Source organism: Bacillus sp. AFS073361 (assembly GCF_002567005.1).
Classification (GTDB): Bacteria; Bacillota; Bacilli; order Bacillales; family Cytobacillaceae; genus Neobacillus.
The window spans coordinates 136,143-159,603 of the sequence record NZ_NUZU01000039.1; the positions used below are offsets into that span (position 1 = coordinate 136,143).

Below are 23,461 nucleotides of genomic sequence, written 5' to 3' on the forward strand. Positions count from 1 at the left end.
ACTCCCCTTTTTTAAAAGGCGTATCTTTGGAAAAAAGGTGGTCAATTTTTCAACCACCTTTCTGGCTTCCTATTATTTTGCAGACGCCTTCACTTCGTTTGCTGCTGCTCTGACATCTTTCATTACATCTTCTGGACTTTTCTTTCCGTCTAACATTAGCTGAGTCCCATTTAAATAAGCATCGACGATTTTAATATCTACTGCTGTATCAAACCATAAATACGTTTGCTCAGCATTAACAATTAAATTGATCGCTTCTTGTTGAAGTTTAGATGCATTCGCTTCAGTTGTTGTTCCTTTCACTGCACTGTATTCACTAACTTCTTTTAATTGTTCTGTACCTTTTTCCTTTGAAGTTAAGAATTTAACAAATTCCATGGCTTCTTTCGGATGCTTTGTTTTAGAAGAAATCATAATTCCTTCTGGTGCTGCTGTGATGGAGTTAGCATTTCCTTCTCCGCCTTCTACGCCTGGTACATTAAATACACCTAAATCTTCTTTTAATGATGGTTCAATTAACCCAATTTCTGCAAGTTGGAAGAATCCAATTGCTGCTTTACCACTATTAAATAACTCACGTGAATATTCATGGTCTACAGAGTTTACTCCTTTATTGAAGTAAGGTTTAAGCTCCATGAACTTTTCTAAAGCCTTTACGTATCCTGGGTGTGAGAAGTCACCCTCAGGATTTTTTGGATCATAATCTTTATCAATAACCTCCTGCGGTACCATTAATTGATTCAATGTTCCAATATAATGGGAAATCGTCCAAGGTGCTTTACTACCAAAAGTGATTGGAGTCAATCCAGCGGCCTTTACCTTTTTAGAGACATCAAGGAGTTTGGACCAAGTTGTCGGAACTTCTAGATTTAAATCTTTGAAAATTTTCTTATTATAAAAGAATGCTTTACCATCAGTGGACCATGGAATCCCATAAATTTTACCATCTAGGGTGAAGGCATTGAACTGGGAAGCGATGATTTGATCCGACCACGCCTTATCCTCATTAACATAGTTAGTTAAATCAAGCGATTGTCCTTGACGTGCAAAGTTATAAGCAAATTCTCCACTCCAAGAAAAGTAAACATCTGGAGGGGTGCTTGATCCTAAAACGACACGAATCTTTTCTTTATAAGAATCGTTTAAAACGGCTTCTGTTTTAATTTTAATGTTTGGATGTGCATTCTCAAACTCTTTTACTGCCTTTTCGAAGTATTGCTTTTTAGGTTGATTCGGCCAGCGGTGGAAGAATTTAAGCTCGACGACATCTTTTCCATTCGTTGAACTAGAACTCTTAGAACAGCCAGCAAAAAAGGATAGAAAAAGGATAGAAATAATACTTAAAATCAATAACTTCTTCATTAAGCTTCCCCTCCAGAAGAGATCCGTTTCTATGATTTATGCAGAATATTTGTTATTTCAATTTGATTAGTATTCAACAGTCCACATATATCTTCTTTTTGATAGCGGATGGTTTCGGGCTTCAGCCAACTGATCCGCATATTTTCTTAAAACATAATTTAAGACTAACGGTGCAATATATCCTTGAACTTCCTCTGCCACTCCTGTGAAATCAAAGTCTTTTGCATCAAGGACAACCAATTTCTTTCCATAACGCTTAGAGAATTCTAGTGCTCTTTCTTCTAATGGTCTTGTTTCATCTAATCCAAGTAAGATAATGAATGGTGTTTCTTCATCAATAATCTCGAATGGTCCATGGAAGTACTCTCCTGCATGGATAGCGTGTGAATGAACCCATTGCATTTCCATCAGGATACAAATCGCATAAGAGTAGGCAACACCGTAGTTTACACCGCTGGCCATTGTATAGATAATTTTTTCATCTTTATAATCTTTTCCAAATGCTTCAGCTTTCGATTGATAGAGAGCTGCCGCTTTTTCATAAACATTCTGTAAATTCTCAAGACTTTCTTCTACTATACTAGCTTTTTCATTATTTTCAACGACTTTTAGTACACCAAATACTAGTTGATATAGTACCGAATAATTAGTGGTAAAAGCGTTTGCTTTTTCGCCCCATTGATACTTCAATACGACATCTGAAGCTTGTGCCAATGGTGATCCTTCCTCATTTGTTAAAGAAACAGCCAATGCCCCTTTTGACCTAGCAAATTTTGCTGCCTCCACTGTTTCTGGTGTGGTACCTGAATGAGAGCACAGGATAACCAAGGAACCGCTTCCAAGTTTCGCATGATTGCGATGGATGAATTCATTTGCACTATACAGGTGGGAATCAAGAACTTTCGCTTCACGGTCAATGACATACTTGCTTGGATACATGATTGCAGAAGAGCCTCCGCATGCTACAAAAAATACGTTTGTAATCTCTCTTTTTTCCACCTCTGTTAAAGCTTGTTGCACTTGATTTTTAACGTCAACTACTAATTCAGTCGTCATTTTTGTTGCCTCCCTGATAAAATATTTTAGTGAATGAACACCAATAAACTCTTTAAACAACATACAACTTTATATAACGTTATATATTGTTATATATAAATTACTATATCTTCAGACTCTCGTCAATGGAATTTTCAGAAAAATGAAACGACATTTTCCGACAAAAAAAACCCATCCACAATGTGAATAGGCTTCAAATTCTCTATTAGTTATTTTTGCTTATAATAAGTAATCGCTAGTGCAAAGGCCAAGACGGTTCCTTTTACAATGTCCATCGCATAATACGGGACCGACATCATGACGAGTCCATTTTGCAGGATTCCAATTAGGACTGCTCCAACAAATGTTCCAAACGCATTGGCCTTTCCCGCTCCCAGGACAGAAAAGCCGATATATGCGGCAGCCACTGAGTCCATTAAGTAAGGAGCACCAGAGTTAATTTCTGATGTCAACACCCTTGAGGCCAATACAATCCCGCCAATAGCCGCAAACAAAGCCGAAAGTAAATACGCAGCCACTTTATATTTATTGACTGGAATCCCTGATAATCTGGCCGCTTCCTTATTTCCACCAATCACATACATATAGCGGCCATGCTTTGTATAATTCAAAAAGATATGCACAAGAATCACAGTAACAGCCATAATAATGATAATCCATGGAACTTCGCCGATTTTTGTAAAAAATGGACTGATTAGACCTGCCGCCATCGAACCATCAGGCATAACCATATTTTGTGAAACCGTTGCTCCTTTTGTATAGGTCAGTGCCGTCCCTTGGATGATGAACATAGTTGCCAGCGTCATCAGCATGTCTGGAACTCTTAACTTCACAATCATAAATGAGTTTAATGCACCTACAACTAGGGATGCCGCAATTGCAGATATGATTGCTACCAGTGTGTTTTGCGAAAACCAAACAAACATCGAAATAACAATCGCATTTGATAAGGAGGCGACCGATCCTACTGATAAATCAAAACCATCGACTGACAAAGAAATTGTAATCCCGATGGCGATGATCGTTACAATCGAGATGGAACGCAAGATATTGATTATATTGCTGCCTTGAATAAAGGTAGGATTGGCAGCCGAAAAGATAATAATAAGTGCAAGAATCGTAATAATCGTTCCATACTTATATAAAAATTGAAATATCTCAAATACTTTTTTGGCAGGGGCTTCCTGCTTCTTTGCTGCGATATTTGCTTCCATTCTATCTGCCCCCTGTTGAATAAAATAATAATTCTTCTTCGTTGGTTAGATTTGTTTCAACTTCCTTAACAGACTTTCCGTCATATAAAACATACACTCGATCGGTAATCCCAATAATCTCCGAAAGTTCGGAAGAAGCATAAATAATCGCTTTGCCTCTGTTGGCCAACTCGTTAATTAACTCAAAGATATCCTTCTTTGCTCCCACATCGACACCTTTAGTGGGTTCATCAAAAATATACACATCAGCCTCAGCTACTAGCCATTTTCCAATTGCCACCTTCTGCTGGTTACCTCCGGAGAGATTCTGAACTTTTGTTTCTTCTGATGGTGTTTTAATACCTAGCCGGCGGACCAATTGCTTAGCTATCTCTTTTTCCTTTTTACGATTTAAAAAGCTAAACACCTTTGTGAAATCACCTAAATTCGCCGCAGTTAAATTGGTTTCAACAGATTCCAGTACAAGAATTCCTTCTTTTCTCCGTTCTTCCGGAACTAGAGCAATACCCTTCTTGACTGCATCATAGGGGCTTTTTAATTTTAATGTGTGCCCATTAAGAATGACCTCTCCTGCCGTAAGTTTTTCGGAACCAAATAACGCTTTGCACAATTCTGTTTTTCCAGCACCGACCAGCCCAGCAATTCCAATGATTTCTCCTGCTTTTACATGAATATGTAAATCCTTTATTTTTCCATGGTCAGATAAGCCTTTTACTTCTAGGATCGTGTTTCCAATCTGATTGTTCTTAACCGGGAACTGTTCCTCCAATTTTTGGCCCAACATATACTCCACCACTTTATCAGAGGTGGTATCTACAATCTTCTTTTTTGCAACCAATTCACCGTTCCTCATGACGGTCACTTCATCACAGATTTCAAAAATCTCTGGCAAGCGATGGGAAATAAAGATCACACCAACATCTTTTTCCTTTAAATCTCGAACAATCCTAAATAATTCGGTCGTTTCGGTATGACTCAAGGGTGCAGTCGGTTCATCTAGGATAAGAAACTTACATTGATTTGAAACAGCCCTTGCGATTAATATCATTTGTTTTTCCGCTAGTGATAACTCACTGACAAGAGTCTTCGTTGAAAGGGAAATATTCATACTCGCTAATATTTCCGCTGCTTTTTGATGAAGGTTCTTCCATTTCATCCATTGCTTTTTCCCCATGTTGTGGACGGTATCGAGCAGTAAAATATTTTCAGCAACTGTTAAATAAGGAATGAGTGCAGTATCTACCTCTTGATAAACGATTTGTATTCCCGCGTCCTGTGCATTTTTCGGAGAGCGAATCTTTAGATCTCGCCCATCTAATTGGACTTCACCAGTATAGTGGTCATATGCACCGGAGAGAACCTTCATTAATGTTGATTTCCCTGCGCCATTTGCCCCAATCAAGGCTTGGATTTCTCCAGTTTTCATTGAAAAATCAACTTGATTCAGTGCCTTCACTCCCGGGAATTCTATCGAGATGTTCTTCATCTCCAATGTTGCGCTCATTAAATTCCACCTCCGTAAGCAAACACTCTCTTCATCTATTGAAAAAGAGAGTGTGTCTAGTTGTTAACCGAGAATTATTTATAATGGTTCTTTAAAGTCTTAATCCAATCCTCTTCAAATGCAGTCGATTGCCCCCAGCCTGGGATAATTTTTGCAAGGTTTACCATGTTTACAGGATCTTTAGACTTTTGAAGGGTATCTTGTGAAACTAGTGATGCTTCTAAGTCAAAGGTCTGAGGTGTTTCTTCACCTGCAAGTTTCTTCGCAAGGATTCTCATATCCACAGCACCAATTAGTTTAGGATCGACCGCTGCTGTACTGGTCCATGCACTGCCTTTTCTTTGTATTTCTTGAAGATCCGCATTGGAAACATCAATTCCATAGATTTTTACCTCTTCACGGCCAGCTTCTTTCAGCGCACGCGCTGCACCAATTGCGAAAGCATCCCACGTAGCAAAAATGGCATCCAGTTTTCCTTTAGGATATTTATTTAACATCGCTGCAACCGCATTCTGCGTTTGAACACTAGTATCTGCAGCTGCTACACCAAAGCGTTCCACTTCTTTAATTCCAGGGTTTTTTGAAAGCACATCTTGATAAACCTTGTTACGTCTAACCATTGCAGGAAAACCGTCAACCCATAGGTAGGCAATATTCGCTTTACCATTTGTATTCTTTACAAGTTGGTCGAGGGCCAATGTTGCTAACGCTTCATCATCCTGGGAAGTTAGTGTTACTCCTTCGACATTCGCAATATTCGGATTGGAATCAAATGTAACAACACTTTTTCCTTTTTCAACAATCTTTTTTACATCATTAACAGTCGCTTCATCATCACCATGAGAAATGATAAATCCATCATAATCTTGGTCTAACGCTTGATTAATGGCATCATGGAACTTTGCCGTGTCACCATTTGCTGTAAACACATCCACTTTAAAGCCTAGGGCTTCTCCCTCTTCTTTAGCACCAGCTAAGAATTGAGCAGTATGATCGTCTCCGCCAATTTTACGAATTACCTTAATTTTTAGTTGATCCCCATTCGTAAACTTTTCTGGTACACCTTCAAGCGTAACCTTTTTACCGCTAGCTTGTTTGGTTTCTTCCCCTGAAGCACAGCCAGTCAGTAAAAGGGTGGCAGCCAAAGCTGATACAAGCGTACTTTTTAAGATATTTCTTTTCATTTTAAAAACTCCCCCTTTTTGATTCTTATCAATAATCTATTACTCCTATTGGAGAAGTTGGTTTTTATTAAAATAAAAAAACCTCTCCAGAAAAGAGAGGTTTCATCACAAATTAAAGGACTACTCCTCTCTTATCTTTCAAAACAAAAAATTGTTTTGCAGGATTTAGCACCAATTCCATATGGAACGGTTGCTGGGCGTCATCGGGCCAGTCCCTCTGCCACTCTTGATAAGAGAACGTATTATTCTGTTAAGTAATAAATTTGATTTTAGTCTCCTATTACCAAGTTGTCAATAGTGTTTTGAATATTTTTAATAAAGTTATTTTTCTCTATCTGGCAAGGTCACTGAATATTAGCAATGATTTTTCCCAACTTAATTGATAGGATATTCCTTTATCATTATCAGAAATTTCGGTATGATAATATTTAGAAAACCGAAATATATTTCAGAAAGAAGTGTTATTTATAATGACTCAAGAGAAACGTGCAAAACGTAATTTAATCATCATGTGGTTTGCCAACTTCTTTGTTGCCGGTAGTATGACGATGGTTATGCCGTTTATCTCGTTGTACATTGAGACATTTGGAGACTTTTCAGAAAAATATGTTCAACATTGGTCAGGAATCACATTCGCGATTACGTTTGTTTCCGCCTTCGCCTTCTCGCCAATTTGGGGTCGAATAGGTGATCGCTATGGACGAAAAAAAATCCTTATCATTTGCGGATTAGGGATGGGATTATCGATTTTTCTCATGGGCTATGTCCATTCTGTTTGGCAGCTGCTGCTTCTCCGTTTTTGCATGGGGTTCTTTTCGGGTTTTATTCCGATGTCGCAGGCTTTTATTTCTACGCAAACACCACAGGAGATTGCTGGACGAGTGCTTGGAACCTTACAAACAGGCAGTATTACCGGATCCTTATTAGGACCGATGCTGGGTGGAATACTTGCAGATTCACTTGGCTATTCTACTACCTTTAAATGGACGTCCATTTCCATTTTCATTTCTGCTCTGCTTGTCATTACCACAAAGGAATTTATGATGGAAGCTAAAAAAGGAACAAAGGCCCATTATTCAAGCAGAGAAGTGGCTAATCATATTATTCGTAATCCAGTTTTATTAACCGTATTGCTTATCTCTGCCCTTGTCCAGGTCGCCCATTTCAGCATCCAGCCAATTTTATCGTTATTCGTTAGCGACCTGCACGGACCGGCAAATGTTGCCTTTTATTCAGGAATTGCCTTTTCTGCTGCTGGACTTGGCAATTTATTAATGTCACGTAATTGGGGAAAGATTGCCGATAAGTATGGCTATATTAAAATCCTAATCATTCTTCTTTTTCTAGCAGGGATCGTCTACCTGCCAGGTGCAGCGGTCACTAATTTTTGGCAACTTGTTATCATCCGCATTGCGCTTGGTGTCACGATTGGTGGAATTATTCCTGTCAGGGTTGCCTACATTCGCCAGGAAGCACCGCTTACCATGCAAGGCGAAGTTCTCGGCTACAATACGAGTTTAAGATTTCTAGGAAATATCATCGGACCAATGCTGGGTGGATTTATCTCTGGATACTTTGGATTCTCAGCAGTTTTTATCTGCACCAGTGCATTATTGATACTAAGTGGGATCATCCTGTTTGTTTCCATGCATCGCCATCCGAAACTAGTCAAACACACGATTTAGTCCTATGACTAAATGTACAAAAGGCCCTTGTCCAGGGCCTTTTGTACGCTATAACATCCGCTCGTAAACTTTTAAATTAGCATAGATTGCTTCTAATACAGGAACAACAATTCCTTCGTTACGTGCAATTTCTAGTAAATAGCCATGCAAATGATCGGCTTCAACTGAGAGTTTTTTTTCCATGTCTCTCTGCATGGAAGATTTCATTTGATAGCCCAAATTTTCAATCTGTTTCATTTGAATGGTTTCAATTTCATCAGCAATTGGCGCATTTATTCTTTTCATAATAGACACTAACTCTTTTAATACCTGCGTTATGACCCCACGTCCATTTTCATCATCTCGGATAGGACCAATTGGCGCTCTCATTAATGTCGTAATCCCTGACATCGTCGAGATAAATAAATATTTATGCCATAACTCTTGATTTATATTATCACTTAATCGAATGTCTGCTTTCGTTCCAGAAAAGCAATCCTCCATTTTTAATATTCGCTCGGATCTTTCTCCAGATCGTTCACCAAACAATAACCTCTGGGCTTGACTTGACTGAATAACATGTCCATCACGGTCCAATGTGGATTCAATAAAACATAAACCACCAATGATGTTCTCTTCATCGAACTCTTCTGCTAATTTATTAAAATGAACAATTCCGTTTAACAATGGCAGTATGAGTGTTTCTTTACCAACGTATGGACGAAAACTATCTATCGCTCCTTCCAAATGATAAGCTTTTGTTGAAAGCAGGATGACATCAAAGGGACCGGCTTCTTCACCTGTTATAATTGTTTTCGGATGAAGAGTGACGTTGCCATGAATGCTCTCAATTACAAGTCCCATTTCGTCTAGCTGCTTTTTTCTTCCTTCTCGCACTAAAAACGTAACATCTTCGCCTTTTTCTAACAGCCTTCCACCAAAATACCCGCCTACTGCACCAGCACCCACTACTAAAATTTTCATGAAAATCCCCCCAAATGCAAATATCAATAAATTTAGTATAAGGGAAATTTTAATGGAATAAAATTACTTTTAATAGATTTATCAATAAAAAAAAAAGAACCGTAAAGGCAAATGACTTTACAATCCTTTTTTTAGTTTCTTATATTTTATTTTTTTGAATGGTGAAGTCTACCTCTTGATAATAACTATTCTTCACCAAAATATTGGGACCAAGACATTTGACCGCTGGGCAATGACAACTTAATTCCTTGGCTACAGAGGATTCTTGCCATACTTGATAAGCATTTAATAGATTGGTAGTTTGGATATTGCCTAATGGCGGGGTATCACCGAAATCTGTCACAATAATATCACCGTTAAAAATATTCACATTCAATCGCGAACGACCATCCGGGTCATTTCTGACGGTAACATTTTTACTTTTATACAAACGTTGTAAAAGAGCTTGATCCTCTTGAATATCGCTGCAAGCATAAAATGGAAGCGTCCCAAACAACATCCAGACCTTCTCATCTCTTACATCCAGTAAGTGATGTATTGCTTCTCGAATTTCACTTAGTGATAAGGTTTCAAGATTGCTAGCAAAGTCACTTGGGTACATGGAAAGTAATGAATCTTGCATCCCGGATGATGCAGTCATACCAGCAAATCCACTGTCATACATAGGGTGAATCTCATGCCTTTTGCATCCCATCTCCTCAACAACCTGCTTATGTATTTTTTCTATGTGAGGTACTGTCCTGTTATTTAACATTGTCTCAGCAGATACTAAAACTCCCATATCAGATAGAGCCTTTGAGTTACTTATCATCCTGTCAAACAATGCTTTCCTCTGTTCCCTAGTAGGCTTTCTTTCCATCATAGCAAAGCCTGTATCTATAAACTCATCTTCTGTTACCCAATTATGAGAGATATGTAATACATCTAAATAAGGAGCTATGAGCTTATATCTGTCTAAGTCTAATGTTAGGTTAGAGTTTATCTGAGTATAAATGCCTCTCTCATTAGCATATTTTAATAAAGGCAGTACATAGTTTTCTACTGACTTTAAGGACATCATAGGCTCTCCACCTGTAATGCTCATAGTCCTCAATGTAGAAACCTCATCTAATCTTTGTAGTAAAAGCTCTAGAGGTAATGCCTCAGAGTCCTTAGTTACAAGAGTATGCCCCACAGCACAGTGAGCACATCTCATATTACAGAGATGAGTGGTAGTAAATTCTATACTTGATAGAGTTGTTTTTCCATACTTCTCTACATCTAGATAAGCCTCCCATGCATCATTTTGGGGAGTGCTTTTAGGTTTGGTTACTTGTCTATTCATATCAATTACTCCTATCTTATTCATAACTTATTATTATGAGCAGTTAGAATAACTTATGTCAATACAAAACATCTTTATACACAGATTGTAATAAATCTCTCATCCTTTTAGACAATAAGGAAGCAATAGCTTTATATAGATATCCCTTGATATTGAAGAAAAAGGAAGTGTAAGTAATACTCAAAAGAGGTGAAAGCGTGGTAAAAAAATGCAGTTTTTAGATATAAATTTACATTTATCTTTGTTAGGTTTGTTGGGAAATGGGCCGATAGAGTACATGTTTTATACTATTAAAGTGGGGGTATTCTCTTTATATAGTCGTCTTTGTTCGTTTATATCCTTGTCTTCTCCTACGCATAATTATTATATTGTTATCAGTTGTTTCACGTGTCATCAATAAAGCATGCATTAGCTGACTATTCTTTTAATTCTATTAGTATCTCGAAAGACTTCTCGCCGTTACTGTCACTGCGCTCCTTCCAGTAATAAACCTTGTGGATAACTTCGTGAAGTAGTTTATTTGTCTTAACTAGGTCTGTAGTATCCATCGAAAGTATCTGCTCTATTTTGCGCTTGGTCTGTTTCTTACGGTCTACTTCGGCTTTTACACTTGCTCCCTCCATGTTTCTTAGCTCTTGCGTTACTAATAACTGCTTAACTCTAATAGCTTTAATTTCGCTTATAGCTTCATAGTCCGAATAGATCCCCATTCTATGCCCGTTCTGTACACACTTCTTTTGCTCTTCTAGCTGCGCAAATCGGTTATCTAGTACTTGTTGCTTCGATTCTACTGAGTCTATGAACCTATTAGCTCCGGAAAGTACTACTTCTATTTCCTCGTCTATCTTTTCTAACTGTATCCGTAGCTGTTGAAAGAGTGCGTCTTCTATCCTACTGGCTTTTACGCCGTTATTAGAGCAGCGTACAGCAGTCTCGCTCTTAGTTTTCTGTGACTTGGACGCATAGCAATTTAATACGTATAGCTCTCGCTCGGCCTTATTGAGCGTATTTCTAGCTGAGCGCTTATTATACTTCATACAAAAAGATAGTGTCTGTCCGCATTTAGGACACACAAGCAGCCCCGAGAGAGCATATACGCCCCTATGTAAAGTCTGTGGCACTTTCCTATTTTGCTCTCTTATTACCTGCGCTTTATTAAATGTATTCTCGTCTATAATAGCTGCATGTGCGTCTATTACGTGAATAGGCTCTACGCCTTCAAGCTCATAGTGAACGATACCTCTGTACGCTACGTTACCTAGGATTAGCGATATAGCTCTAATTGTGAAAGGGCGGTCCTCTTTCTTCCCTTGCTTTCTCGTCATTTGTCCAATTAAAGTTAACTGTTCGCAAATCTCGGCTTGGTTCATGCCCTTATTTACGTACATATCGAAAATTGATTTTACAACATTGGATTCTTTCGTATTAGGTACGAGCTTCTTAGTAGTAGAGTCTTTGTTGTATCCGTACGGAGCTATACCAAACCAAACGCCCGTTTTTATTGCTTGTATACGTCCTCTACGTAGTTTACGCTTGGTCATAAGCAAAAAGTGATTATCCATTTCCGATTGTATGCCCGATAAGAAAAGGTCGTCGTCATTTAAGAAATTATAGGCCTTGTTTAGCGTAAATAACATTAAGCCCTCAGCCCTCATAAAGCGTACGAATATCCCGAAGTCTGTTCTATCTCTCGTGAGTCGGTCTTGGTCGGTAACTAGCACTCCGTCGTATATGTTACACTTTAGCTCTCGTAGCATGCGCTGTAATTCGGGTCTGTTCCAATCCTCTGAGCTTCCTTCCTCGGAAAATACTTCATAGTCCATATTGTTTGCTGCTGCATAATTGGTTAATAGCTCGGTCTGTTTTTCAATCTCGATAGCGGCTGCATCTTTTAACCTTGATTTCCTAACATAGATTGCTACTAGTTTTTTTGGAGTCTCAGTTTTCACTTTGCGTTCCCCCTCTATACCTTATATACGTAATTATAACAGTATTTTGGTAAGGAGTAAGATTTATAACTTTAGATACGTGGAGTGAATTTCATATCTCTGACATAGTATTTCATTGACAGTCTTACGATGGATTTTTTCTAATTTTAGAAGTTTGCGTTGGTAAGCATCGTTTCAGCAGATACCATCACCCCTGCTAGTACCATTTCCCAGCTATTATCTATTCCTATTGATCGAAAAATAGGCTTCCCATGGATCATATGAAGGGGTAATTTTTTTCAATGTCGACATAATATCTCCTTAAAATCAGTCTTCAAAAAACCTCTCTATTATAGCTGATTTCCGGATGTTTTTGCTATTTTCAACCATTGCAAAAGTTTATGAATAAAAAAATATAATTATTCTAAGCTTGTTTGATGAAAAATTTCCCTATAAATACATAACTCCCCCCTTTTCGATAAAAAATAAACGGATATTATTTAATCGGATTGGTGGGAATATCAATATGGAAATGCAGCCTTTAGGAGAAGCAGAGAAACTTGCCCTTAAAAAGATGAAAATCTTTCGGCAAAGCATACTTCGCTATATTTTACGTGCGATGCTTGCAAGTATGTTTATTGGTTTTGGTGTCATTGTAGCCTTTAAAACAGGAAACTTCTTCTATATTGTGGATAACCCTCTCGCTTATCCGATGGCAGCACTAACCTTTGGGGCAGCGATCATTTTAATTGCCTATGGCGGTGGAGATTTGTTTACAGGAAATACCTTTTATTACACCTATGCCGCGCTTCGTAAGAAGATGAACTGGACAGATGTCTTTAAGCTTTGGTTTTGCAGTTACGGAGGAAATATTCTTGGAGCTGCCGTGTTTGCTTTCATTATTTTTACAACAGGACTTTATGAAAGTTCAGAAGTTAACGGCTTTTTACTTCATGTTGTCGAGATAAAAATGCAGGTCCCAACGACGGAGTTATTTTTTCGGGCGATTCTCTGTAATTGGCTTGTCTGTATGGCCTTCTTTCTGCCTATGGGCTTGAAGGGGGATGGACCGAAGATGTTTACGATGATGCTGTTTGTCTTTTGTTTCTTTATTTCTGGATATGAACACAGCATCGCTAATATGTGTACGTTTGCAATTGCCTTAGTTTTAAATCATCCTGGAACTATTTCTTGGGGCGGTGTCATCCACAATTTAGTACCTGTCACGATTGGGAATATGATTGGAGGCGCTGTTTTTATGGCCATGATGTACTATTATGCAAACAAGCCATTTTTAGATGATTACGACAAAGAACAGGGCAGCTAAGCTTCAATAAGCCCTGTTCGCTTTATTTTAAGATGGATATCGACAAATTCCCGGGGAAATATCAACAAGATCAGAGAGTAATCGACAACTATTATGAATATTCTAAAAATAAAAACAATTGTAATCACCATCTTAATAAGTACATCTTAAGCACATTTAAAAAGCACACATCAGGTGAAATTCATTGATGTGTGCCTTTTCTTATTTCTTTTTGCTAATAAAATATACATAGGCTTTAATCATAAAATAACTTACTTCCTCTGGAAGCAGGTCCTTGATCGGTTTTAAGCGTTCTCGGCCGGCTTCTGCCAATGCCTTTTCCAAAAGCGGCATATATTCGGGAGGTATATACTTCGTAAAATCAACCTCTAAACCATGTTGTGCACTTTGAAGCAGATGATTTTCTACCGTGCTTACCGCTAAATCACGCTTCTCGGCAATCTTCTCAATTGATAAATTTTCCTGATGCAGTTTTAATGTTTCCAAATGCGAATCAGTTACCCCAGTTTTCTTGGCAGGTTTCTTTGGGGCTTTTTCAACATTTGCCAATTCACTCTGATAGTCTGAATTGGTTTCGGAGAAGGACCGGATCGCTTGAATAAATTCTAGACCATATTTTTTTAACTTCAGTTCCCCTACGCCGCTCACCTGTAAAAATTCTTCCGTCGTTTTTGGCAGCCTCGCACACATATCCTTTAAGGAAGCATCAGAAAAAATCACGAACGGCGGTACTTTCTCAGTTTCCGCAATTTGCTTCCGTACCTCTCTTAATACCTCAAATAATGGGTCATCTTTGGCTACCTGTTTCACTTGAACAGTTTCGCGGCGATGGACCTGCTGCTTACCTAAGAGGATATCTTTTCCTTTTGGTGAGACGAACAAGGTTGGAAATTGCCCTTGTTCGATTGCTATTAACTCCTGTGATATCAAAAATTCAATGAAGTCACTGACATCCTTTGAGCTTCTATCCTTCATGATTCCATAGGTTGGCAGCCTGTCGAAATTCATCTCAGTTACCTTTTTATTTTTCGACCCCGTTAATACTTGGGCCGTGATTGTCTTTCCAAAACGCTGCCCCATACGAATCACGCAGGACATCACCATTTGTGCTTCCTTCGTTACATCGATGCTTGTCCTAGTATCTAGGCAGTTTCCGCATCTGCCGCAAGGCTCTGTCTCTGTTTCACCAAAGTACTTTAAAATAAATTCCTGCAGGCAGTTTTCTGTATGGCAATAATCAACCATTAGCTGAAGTTTTTCTAATTCTTGAGTCATTCGGCTTCGATCACTGGACTGATCAATCAAAAAACGTTGTATTTGCACATCTTGTGAGGAATGGAGAAGAATACATTCGCTCTTCAATCCATCCCTGCCGGCACGGCCTGCTTCTTGATAATAACTCTCCATGTTTTTGGGCTGCTGGAAGTGGATCACATAGCGGATATTGGATTTGTCGATCCCCATACCAAATGCAGAGGTCGCAACCATCACCGTTGCATCATCTGCTAAGAAACGTTCCTGCTCCCGGTTCCGCTCCACATCACCCATCCCAGCATGATAACGTGCAGCTTTTATATTCGCTTTTATAAGTCGTTCATAGAGTTGATCGACATTCTTGCGGGTGGCTGCATAGATAATGCCTGCTTCTTTATCATTCCTTTTTAGATAGTCTTTAATAAACTTATCCCGATCTTGACCCTTAATAACCGTAAAAGATAAATTTTCCCGCTCAAATCCTGTAATAATCGTATTCTCTTCATTAATGCCTAATAAATCGCAAATATCTTCTCGAACCTTTGGTGTGGCTGTAGCAGTAAGAGCTAATACTATGGGTCTTTGTGGAAGGCTATTAATTAACTCTTGAATATGGCGGTAGCTTGGACGGAAATCATGGCCCCATTGCGAGATACAGTGGGCCTCGTCCACTGCAACCAATGGTATATCCATGCTGTATAGGTCTTCAAGGAAATCATGTGATTCCAATCGTTCAGGTGCGAGATATAATAGCTTGTATCTTCCTTGAACGGCTTCTTGCATGCGCTTATTTGCTTCTCCGTAACTTAAAGAGCTATTGATAAATGTCGCGGGAATACCAACTTGAATGAGGGCATCTACCTGGTCCTTCATTAAAGAAATTAGTGGGGAAATAACAATCGTGGTACCCGGTAAAACAAGTGCAGGAATCTGATAACAAATGGATTTCCCACCACCGGTTGGCATGACAGTAATTGTATTATTGCCAGATAAAACGGACCGAATGGCCTGCTCTTGGCCTGTCCTAAAGGAGCTATAACCGAAGTGGGACTCTAGTAAAGGCAGTGCTTTTTCAAACAAACTTGTTCCTCCTTTCATTTATTAATCTAACTCTATTATACTGCTAGCTTTCCGATTTTCAAAAAGCAATTATCCATAAAAATAACGCTTAAGTACATTTATACCAGTATTATACATTACTATTTTTATATTGTATTGACTATTAACACTATTAACAAGAAAGACTGCCAAAATTCCCCTTGTCAGTCTACCCTTTTTAAATCAAGGTATTATTCAAAATTTCTTCGTTATGTTCGGTCTTTTGCGGTGGTCAGGCAATGGATTCCTGCTCTAGTAAGGACCCTCTTTTACGAATTTGTAGTGCCTGGAGTATAAAGCTCCTCCAAATGTTTTCTTAAAACAAATTTCATTATCTTACCACTGGCATTTCGCGGCAACTCCTCACAAAATACATATTTTCGCGGACGTTTATAATTCGCGAGCTGGTCTGAGTTTTTGCAGTATTCATCCAGTTCCTGCTCCGTGACCTTTGGATCTTTTTTGACAACAAACGCCGTAACCGTCTCGCCCCAGCGGTTATTCGGATGGCCAACAATTGCCACATCCAGGACACCAGTGTGGGCATGTAAAACGTCCTCCACTTCCCTTGGATATATATTTTCACCGCCGCTTATAATCATGTCATCGACACGGTCATTGACATAAAGATACCCTTCGTCATCAAGAAAACCGATATCTCCGGAATGGTACCATCCTTTATACAATGCTTTCTCCGTCGCTTCTTCCCTGTTAAAATACCCCGCCATCATACATGGTCCTTGCACAATAATCTCACCGGTTTCACCGACTGGTACAACATCATCAGGATCGGATGGACCGTCTTCTCTTGTTCGAACTACCCGAATGTCATGGCTTAAGGCTGCTTGCCCTGCTGAACCTGCTTTCCTCAGTTGATCAGTCTCCGATAGGAAGGTGATAGCGGGGCCCATTTCAGTCATTCCATAGGCTTGAATCAATGAGATTCCTAGATTGTCATGGAGCGCATGAACAAGTGCTGGTGCCATGGGTGCGGCACCATATAATCCAAGCTGGAGACTGGACAGGTCATACTGACTTAGGTCCTCTTGAAGGAGCATATTCCACATGGTTGGTGCTGCAAAGAATTTTGTGATTTTTTCTCTTTCAATTAATGGGAGGATTGCTTTTGGGTTGAATTGATGCAGAATGACATTGCTTGCTCCTGCATGAATCCTTGGCAGAAAGGCACAATGTAGTTCAGCACAGTGGAACATCGGTGCAGTAACAAGACCTACATCTTCTGCTCTAAGTTTGCATGATGCAATACAGAATACACTTTGGTCGACCATATTACGGTGGGTATGCATGACTCCTTTTGGCCTTCCCGTTGTCCCGCTCGTATAAATAAAGGCATAAAGATCGGTTTCTTTCACTTCCGCATGAATGTCTTCGGATGAAGAGGCGGCCAGTTTTTCCTGGTAGCTTTGTGCGTACTTTGGTGCTTGTTCATCAATAAACCAAAAGGAGGTTTTCTCAAAGCGATTGGCAATCGCTGATATGACAGGCTCTAAGGCCTTTTCAAAAATAACTGCCTTTGGAGTAGCATCTGAAAGAATATAGGCAACTTCTTCTGACGGTAAGCGGAAATTAATCGGATTGAAGATAGCACCGATTTTTGCACAAGCGAAAAAAGCTGTCCCTAATTCTTCGGTATTAAACATGAAGGTAGAGACACGTTCGCCTTTTTGCACCCCTTCTTTTAAGAGGGCATTCGCGAGTCGATTCACCTGCTCGCTCCATTCCCTATACGTATAGCGGACATTTTTCCTAACATCGTAAATAGCTTGTTTGTTCGGATACTTTTTCACCGTCAAATCAAAGATTTTACCAATCGTTGTCGTCATTGAATTGCCTCCGTTACCGAATTTATTTTGGTTTTTCAGCTATTTTACTGGTCAATCAGCGAATCTTGCTGGTCTATCAGCGAATCTTGCTGGTCTATCAGCGAATTTTGCTGGTCAATCGGCGAATTTTCCTGGTCTATCAGCGAATTTTCCTGGTCAATCGGCGAATTTTCCTCTCCAATCGGCGAATTCCCCTGTTCTATCAGCGAATCTGCATAAAGCTTAAACTAAACGCTCAATAATCGTGGCATTGGCCATCCCATGACCTTCACACATAGTTTGCAATCCGTAGCGCCCGCCAGTTCGCTCCAATTCATGCATCATCGTCACCATTAGACGTGCACCGCTACCTCCTAATGGATGTCCGAGGGCTATCGCACCGCCATTGGGATTTAGTTTCGCAGGGTCTGCACCTGTCTCTGTCAGCCAAGCAAGTGGAACAGGGGCGAAAGCTTCATTAACTTCAAACACATCAATATCATCAATGGATAAGCCGGACTTTTCTAGTGCCTTTTGTGTAGCTGGAATCGGTCCTGTCAGCATCAAAGTGGGATCTGAACCGACCACCACGCGTGTGTGAACACGAAAGCGCGGTTTCAATCCAAGTTCGTCTGCTTTCTCACGAGACATGAGCAGTACCGCCGCTGCCCCGTCACTTATTTGGCTTGAATTACCTGCATGAATCACGCCATCTTCTTTAAAAGAGGTACGAAGTCCAGCCAACGCCTCTAAAGATGTTCCTTTTCTCGGACCAGAATCATCCTTGATAACGGTGGAGGTCCCATCTGGAAGCTTTACCTCAATCGGGAAAATCTCCCTTGAAAAGTACCCCTCTTTCTGTGCCTTTAGTGCTTTTTGATGGCTTTTGAGGGAAAATTGATCAAGTACCTCACGAGTAAACCCATATTTTTCTGATATCCGCTCTGCTGATAGTCCTTGATGGATCATTTCATACTTCGACCTTAAATAAGGACTAAAAGGCTCCTCAGCCCCTTTGTAGTTGGAACCCATTGGAACACGCGACATGCTTTCCACACCCCCGGCTATCACCACGTCCATATCACCGGCCAAGATTGCTTGTGCAGCAAAATGTACGGCCTGTTGACTTGAGCCACATTGACGGTCAATGGTTGTTCCCGGGACTTCAATTGGGAAGCCGGCGATTAACGCGGCCACTCTGGCAATGTCACCTGCTTGCTCGCCCGCTTGGGTCACACATCCCCAAATGACATCATCTACAAGCGCTGGGTCGATCCCCGCTCGATTAACTAGTTCCTTTAATGTCAACCCTGACAAATCATCCGGACGGATATCTTTTAGGACGCCATTTCTTCTTCCAACTGGTGTACGGACACCTTCCACAATTACTACTTCACGCATCTTAATCTCCCTCTCTATAATCCTAGATTTTTGGCAATGATGGTTTTCATTATTTCGTTAGTTCCAGCGTAAATGCTAGAAACGGGTATATCACGGAATCTTCTCGCAATCTCGTATTCTTCCATATATCCATAACCGCCATGAAGCTGCATGCATTCTGCGGCAACTCTTTTTGCGATGTCGGTTAGTTTCCATTTAGCCATTGAGACTTTGGTAACAACGTTTTTCCCTGCAATATGCTCAGCTATTAACTGATCCAAAAAGGCTCTGCCCATTTCAATTTCTGTAGCCATTTCCACAATTTTAAATTGGGTGTTTTGGAATTGGCTGACCGGTTTTCCAAACGCTTCCCTGCTTTTTACATAGTCAATCGTCATTTTCAGCATTACTTCCGACGCCGTTTGCGCTCCAATCGCGACAAGGAGTCTTTCCTGTTGGAGTTTTTCCATTAAATAAAGAAAGCCTTTGCCTTCCTCTCCGAGAAGGTTTTCCTTCGGGACACGGCAATCTTCAAAGATTAATTCCGCTGTATCCTGGGAGTGGAGACCGACTTTGTTTAACTTTCTCCCTCGTGAAAATCCAGGTGAACCTCTTTCAATGACGAGGAGACTAACCCCTTTATGCATTGGCACTGCATTTAGGTCCGTTTTAACGGCGACAACAATGAGATCAGATTGGATTCCATTGGTAATGAACGTCTTTTGGCCATTCACAATATAATGGTCACCGTCAAGTTTGGCCGATGTTTTGATGTTTGCTAGATCAGAGCCTGTGCCTGGTTCCGTCATGGCAATCGCGGTAATGACTTCACCTGTCACACATTTCGGGAGCCAGCGCTGCTTTTGTTCTTCTGTCCCATAAGAAGTAATGTAGGGGACGACAATATCATTATGGAGTCCTATTCCAACTAACCCTGATCCGACCCGTTCCAGCTCTTCATTAATGACCACCGCGAATCCCCAGTCGACCTCACTGCCGCCGTACTTTTCATCGATATCGGGGCAAAGAAACCCCTGTTCGCCCATCTTCTTCCAGAAAGAGCGCGGAATCATCCGGTCCTCCTCCCACTTCTGATACATGGGATATGCTTCTTTGTCCAAAAACTTTCGCAATGACTTACGAAATATTTCATGATCTTCATTTAAGTAGGGATGTTTCATATAAAAATACCTCTCTTTCCGATTGATAGCGTTTACACTTTTATAAAAAGTACTCCGGGTTTATTGAGGAAATTACTATATTTTTACGTAAACTTAGACTTTTTTACAAAATTACGCTTTATTAGACGTAATCGCTCCTATGACTTTTCCATCCTCTATGATAGGTATTCGATGGACCATATATTTAATGCCATTAATCTCTAGAAAACCACTCGCGTCTATAACTGGCAGCAGGCTCCACTTCTTGTTGCTAAATGGACAGCTTCAGATAGTGTCATATCCTCGGTAACCATGCAGTCGACTGGCGTTATCAACACATTAAATTGGACCATATCGTCCCCCCTTTTTTTCATATCATTATTGTAACAAAAGCGAGAGATATTTTTGAATATTTCAACAATATCTATTTTTTATGGAATCTTTTAGTCCGTTTAATCGTAAATAAAAAGAGGGAAATATTCGAGGAGTGAGATTATGAGTGAAAAGGGCTGTATTAAATGTGGAAGTAGAGATACAGGAACGAAAGATGTAGCCATGACTGGAACGGGTCTATCCAAAATGTTTGACCTTCAACATAACACATTCACGGTTGTTTTCTGCAAAAAATGCGGATACTCTGAGTTTTATAATAAAAAAACATCCACCGCTTCAAATATCATTGACCTATTCTTTGGAGGGTGATGAATGAAAGGGGATTCCGATTGGAATTCTTTATTTAGAAGAAAAGAGAATCTATAAAAATAATAAAAGGTCAGTCCTCATTAAAATGAGGTCCTGACCTTTTTCTTTGCCACAACGTCCTCTCGTAAGCCAGATTGCTTCTTTCTTTCCATGAATATAACTAAGACGATGGCCGCTAGGAGAAAAAGACTCGCAATCCGAAAAATGGATGCTGTACTAACAAATTGGGCTGTCACACCAAAAATAATCCCGCTTAAACCCAAGCCCAAATCAATGGATGAGAAAATCATCCCGTTCGCCACACCTCGTCGATGAGATGGGGTCATGAGTAATGCCCAAGATTGCAGTGTAGGTATCAAGCAGCCAAAACCTAAACCAAATAAGGCACCCGAGATGGCGATAAGCAAGTTGGAATGGGCAAATGAAAGGACCCACATCCCAACAAACGTAGAGAAAGTACAGAACAAAACAAGACCGATGGGACCTTTTTCATCAAACCATCTCCCGGCAAATGGTCTTCCCAATGTTGCCAATATCGCGTTGAAAATATAAAACAAAAAGATTTGTTCAATACCGCGCTCTACACCAAAAATAACAATAAAAGTTACAACTGAACCATATCCTAAATTGATAATAATGGTGATAAAGGCTGGAAACAAGCTTGATTTTTCAACTGAAGAACCGATATATGAAAACTTCAAATCTTCTTTACGTGTATTTATCACTGCTTGAGGAGTTTGATAGCGTACAGCTGTAAGCAGGATAATTGAAACAGCCCCTAATATCGCCGATATAAAAATAAGATTTCCAAAAGTAGTCAAATTGTAAATGAAGATTCCTAGACTAGGAGCAATAATGTATGCAATGGTCATGGAGAGCCCGAAGTAACCCATCCCTTCCCCCAGCCGCGAATTGGGGATTGCATCTACCGCTGCGGTTCCATTAACTGTTGTTGACCACCCCCATGCAAGACCATGGAAGAAGCGGAATAACAGAAAAACCACAACAATCTGTGAAATAGGATAAAGAATTGTGACCAGGAAGAGCATCAAGGCTCCTATTATAACAAGCGACTTTCTTGGCTTATATTCAAGCAAAAAGCCGATAAATGGCCGGCTTATCACCGCGCCAATTGAAAATAATCCTGTCACTAAGCCAATCTCTAGCCCTGAAGCCCCTATTGATTTTATATATGGCGGCAGAGTAGGAATGAGCATTTGAAATGACAAAAATACAAAAAGATTTCCCACCATGAGCATGATAAACGACTTCGTCCACAAACGCTCTTTCAAACCGTCCCCTCCCTTCGTCCCAACAAGTTAATTCACATAATTATATTTACTTCGCATTACTAAATAATAGCACAGATACTGGAAAAAGAATACGAGCTTTCTGGAAAAACATTGAAACAAAAATCTTATCATTTATTTTGATTTCCGTTATCATTAACTAGAGTAAACATTGTCGAAATGGAGGTATTCTCATTGATGAAAAAAATGGTTATCACTCGTAATATTGATTCAGCTCATATTTCGCAAATCAAAGATCTCATTCCAGATTGGGAATTGATTGTTGGCAAGGATAAGCAAATTTGGCAGGAACATGTTAAAGATGCGGAAATTATCGCTGGCTGGAGTAAGGGGTTGGATGAATACTGTCTGGACCCACAATCAAAACTTAAGTGGCTGCAATCATGGAGTGCTGGTATTGATTATTTACCTCTTGAAGAATTAAATTCTAGAAATTTCTTCTTAACTAGTGCCAATGGCGTTCATGCCTATCCCATCTCCGAAACAATTTTTGCATTGATGCTGGGATTAACACGCAAAATCCATACATACGTCAAAAATCAACAGATAAAAACTTGGCATCATGCAAATATGGGCCAAGAAATCCACGAAAAAACAATCGGGATCATTGGAGTAGGAACCATTGGGGGAGAAACAGCAAAAATAGCGAAAGCCTTCGGCATGAAGGTACTTGGTGTCAGGCACTCGGGAATGCCTGCGCACAATGTCGATGAAATGTATACTCCAAATCAATTAGGTGAATTGCTTCCTACTTGTGATTATGTAGTGGTTACGTCGCCTCTCACAAAGGATACTTATCAAATGTTTGGTAGGGAACAATTTAAGCAAATGAAGGCTTCAGCATTTTTTATTAATATCGGCCGGGGTGAGATTGTGGTAGAAAATGACCTGATTCAAGCTCTAACTGAAGGAACAATTGCAGGAGCTGGACTTGATGTGTTTGAAACAGAACCATTAAGCAATGAAAGTCCATTATGGGAGATGGAAAATGTGATTATTACCCCACACACATCTGGTTCAACCGAACATTATAATCAGCGGGTGATTGAAAATATCCTAATTCCTAACTTAAAGGCCTATCTTTCTGGTAAGGTTCCACCAATTAATCTTGTAGATTTTTCGAAAGGTTATTAACATGTAAAGACTCCCTTTTTCCCTCATTATCCATTAAAAAATTAGGGCGCCTC

Annotated in this window: 17 protein-coding genes and 1 riboswitch; of the genes, 4 read left to right on the top strand and 13 right to left on the bottom strand. The window is 39.8% G+C overall.

Going from position 1 to position 23,461, the window contains the following annotated elements; genetic code table 11:
• Positions 1–72: 72 nt before the first annotated feature.
• The 5 genes from COJ96_RS21070 to COJ96_RS21090 all read right to left on the bottom strand — a co-directional run bounded on the left by COJ96_RS21070 (position 73) and on the right by COJ96_RS21090 (position 6,320).
• Positions 73–1,362: an ABC transporter substrate-binding protein gene (locus tag COJ96_RS21070; protein ID WP_098575754.1), complete on the bottom strand. Its 1,290-nt coding sequence runs from the start codon at positions 1,360–1,362 to the stop codon at positions 73–75.
• Between the two features lie 66 nt (positions 1,363–1,428).
• Positions 1,429–2,418: an SIS domain-containing protein gene (locus tag COJ96_RS21075; RefSeq protein ID WP_098575755.1), complete on the bottom strand. Its 990-nt coding sequence runs from the start codon at positions 2,416–2,418 to the stop codon at positions 1,429–1,431.
• Between the two features lie 209 nt (positions 2,419–2,627).
• Positions 2,628–3,632 (bottom strand): ABC transporter permease, encoded by a 1,005-nt coding sequence (locus COJ96_RS21080; RefSeq protein WP_098575756.1) that lies wholly within the window; start codon positions 3,630–3,632, stop codon positions 2,628–2,630.
• Between the two features lies 1 nt (position 3,633).
• Positions 3,634–5,136 (bottom strand): sugar ABC transporter ATP-binding protein, encoded by a 1,503-nt coding sequence (locus tag COJ96_RS21085; RefSeq protein ID WP_098575757.1) that lies wholly within the window; start codon positions 5,134–5,136, stop codon positions 3,634–3,636.
• A 74-nt stretch (positions 5,137–5,210) separates the two neighbouring features.
• Positions 5,211–6,320 (bottom strand): sugar ABC transporter substrate-binding protein, encoded by a 1,110-nt coding sequence (locus tag COJ96_RS21090; RefSeq protein WP_098575758.1) that lies wholly within the window; start codon positions 6,318–6,320, stop codon positions 5,211–5,213.
• Between the two features lie 128 nt (positions 6,321–6,448).
• A riboswitch (SAM riboswitch) is annotated at positions 6,449–6,556 on the bottom strand.
• Between the two features lie 234 nt (positions 6,557–6,790).
• On the opposite strand from COJ96_RS21090, the gene COJ96_RS21095 reads away from it, so the two are divergent.
• Positions 6,791–8,005, top strand: a complete 1,215-nt coding sequence (locus COJ96_RS21095) for an MFS transporter (RefSeq protein WP_098575759.1) — start codon at positions 6,791–6,793, stop codon at positions 8,003–8,005.
• A 48-nt stretch (positions 8,006–8,053) separates the two neighbouring features.
• Here the strand turns inward: COJ96_RS21095 and COJ96_RS21100 are convergent, their stop codons facing one another.
• From COJ96_RS21100 to COJ96_RS21110, 3 genes are all read right to left on the bottom strand, one after another.
• Positions 8,054–8,968, bottom strand: a complete 915-nt coding sequence (locus COJ96_RS21100) for a ketopantoate reductase family protein (protein WP_098575760.1) — start codon at positions 8,966–8,968, stop codon at positions 8,054–8,056.
• Between the two features lie 139 nt (positions 8,969–9,107).
• Positions 9,108–10,292, bottom strand: coding sequence for a radical SAM/CxCxxxxC motif protein YfkAB (yfkAB, locus tag COJ96_RS21105; RefSeq protein ID WP_098575761.1), 1,185 nt, complete (start codon positions 10,290–10,292; stop codon positions 9,108–9,110).
• Between the two features lie 416 nt (positions 10,293–10,708).
• Entirely contained in the window at positions 10,709–12,241 is a 1,533-nt protein-coding gene (locus tag COJ96_RS21110; protein ID WP_098575762.1) for a recombinase family protein, read from the bottom strand.
• A gap of 505 nt (positions 12,242–12,746) precedes the next feature.
• Here COJ96_RS21110 and COJ96_RS21115 point away from each other — a divergent pair.
• Complete coding sequence (locus COJ96_RS21115; protein ID WP_098575763.1) at positions 12,747–13,547, top strand: formate/nitrite transporter family protein; 801 nt, start codon at positions 12,747–12,749, stop codon at positions 13,545–13,547.
• 201 nt (positions 13,548–13,748) lie between these two features.
• Here the strand turns inward: COJ96_RS21115 and recQ are convergent, their stop codons facing one another.
• The 4 genes from recQ to COJ96_RS21135 all read right to left on the bottom strand — a co-directional run bounded on the left by recQ (position 13,749) and on the right by COJ96_RS21135 (position 20,283).
• On the bottom strand, positions 13,749–15,881 hold the full coding sequence (recQ, locus tag COJ96_RS21120) for a DNA helicase RecQ (protein WP_098575764.1): 2,133 nt from the start codon (positions 15,879–15,881) through the stop codon (positions 13,749–13,751).
• 287 nt (positions 15,882–16,168) lie between these two features.
• Positions 16,169–17,743, bottom strand: coding sequence for a fatty acid--CoA ligase (locus COJ96_RS21125; RefSeq protein ID WP_098575765.1), 1,575 nt, complete (start codon positions 17,741–17,743; stop codon positions 16,169–16,171).
• Between the two features lie 222 nt (positions 17,744–17,965).
• Entirely contained in the window at positions 17,966–19,123 is a 1,158-nt protein-coding gene (locus COJ96_RS21130) for a thiolase family protein (protein ID WP_098575766.1), read from the bottom strand.
• Positions 19,124–19,137: 14 nt separating this feature from the next.
• Positions 19,138–20,283 carry an acyl-CoA dehydrogenase family protein gene (locus tag COJ96_RS21135; protein WP_098575767.1) on the bottom strand — a complete coding sequence of 382 codons (1,146 nt, stop codon included), beginning with the start codon at positions 20,281–20,283 and terminating at the stop codon, positions 19,138–19,140.
• 474 nt (positions 20,284–20,757) lie between these two features.
• Here COJ96_RS21135 and COJ96_RS21140 point away from each other — a divergent pair, with 474 nt between their 5' ends.
• Entirely contained in the window at positions 20,758–20,964 is a 207-nt protein-coding gene (locus COJ96_RS21140; protein ID WP_098575768.1) for a zinc ribbon domain-containing protein, read from the top strand.
• A gap of 80 nt (positions 20,965–21,044) precedes the next feature.
• Here COJ96_RS21140 and COJ96_RS21145 read toward each other — a convergent pair whose 3' ends face one another.
• Complete coding sequence (locus tag COJ96_RS21145) at positions 21,045–22,256, bottom strand: MFS transporter (protein WP_251459322.1); 1,212 nt, start codon at positions 22,254–22,256, stop codon at positions 21,045–21,047.
• A gap of 195 nt (positions 22,257–22,451) precedes the next feature.
• Between COJ96_RS21145 and COJ96_RS21150 the strand changes: the two genes are divergently transcribed.
• The gene (locus tag COJ96_RS21150; protein WP_098575769.1) at positions 22,452–23,408 is read left to right on the top strand and encodes a D-2-hydroxyacid dehydrogenase; all 957 of its coding nucleotides are present in this window, start codon (positions 22,452–22,454) and stop codon (positions 23,406–23,408) included.
• Positions 23,409–23,461: the final 53 nt, after the last annotated feature.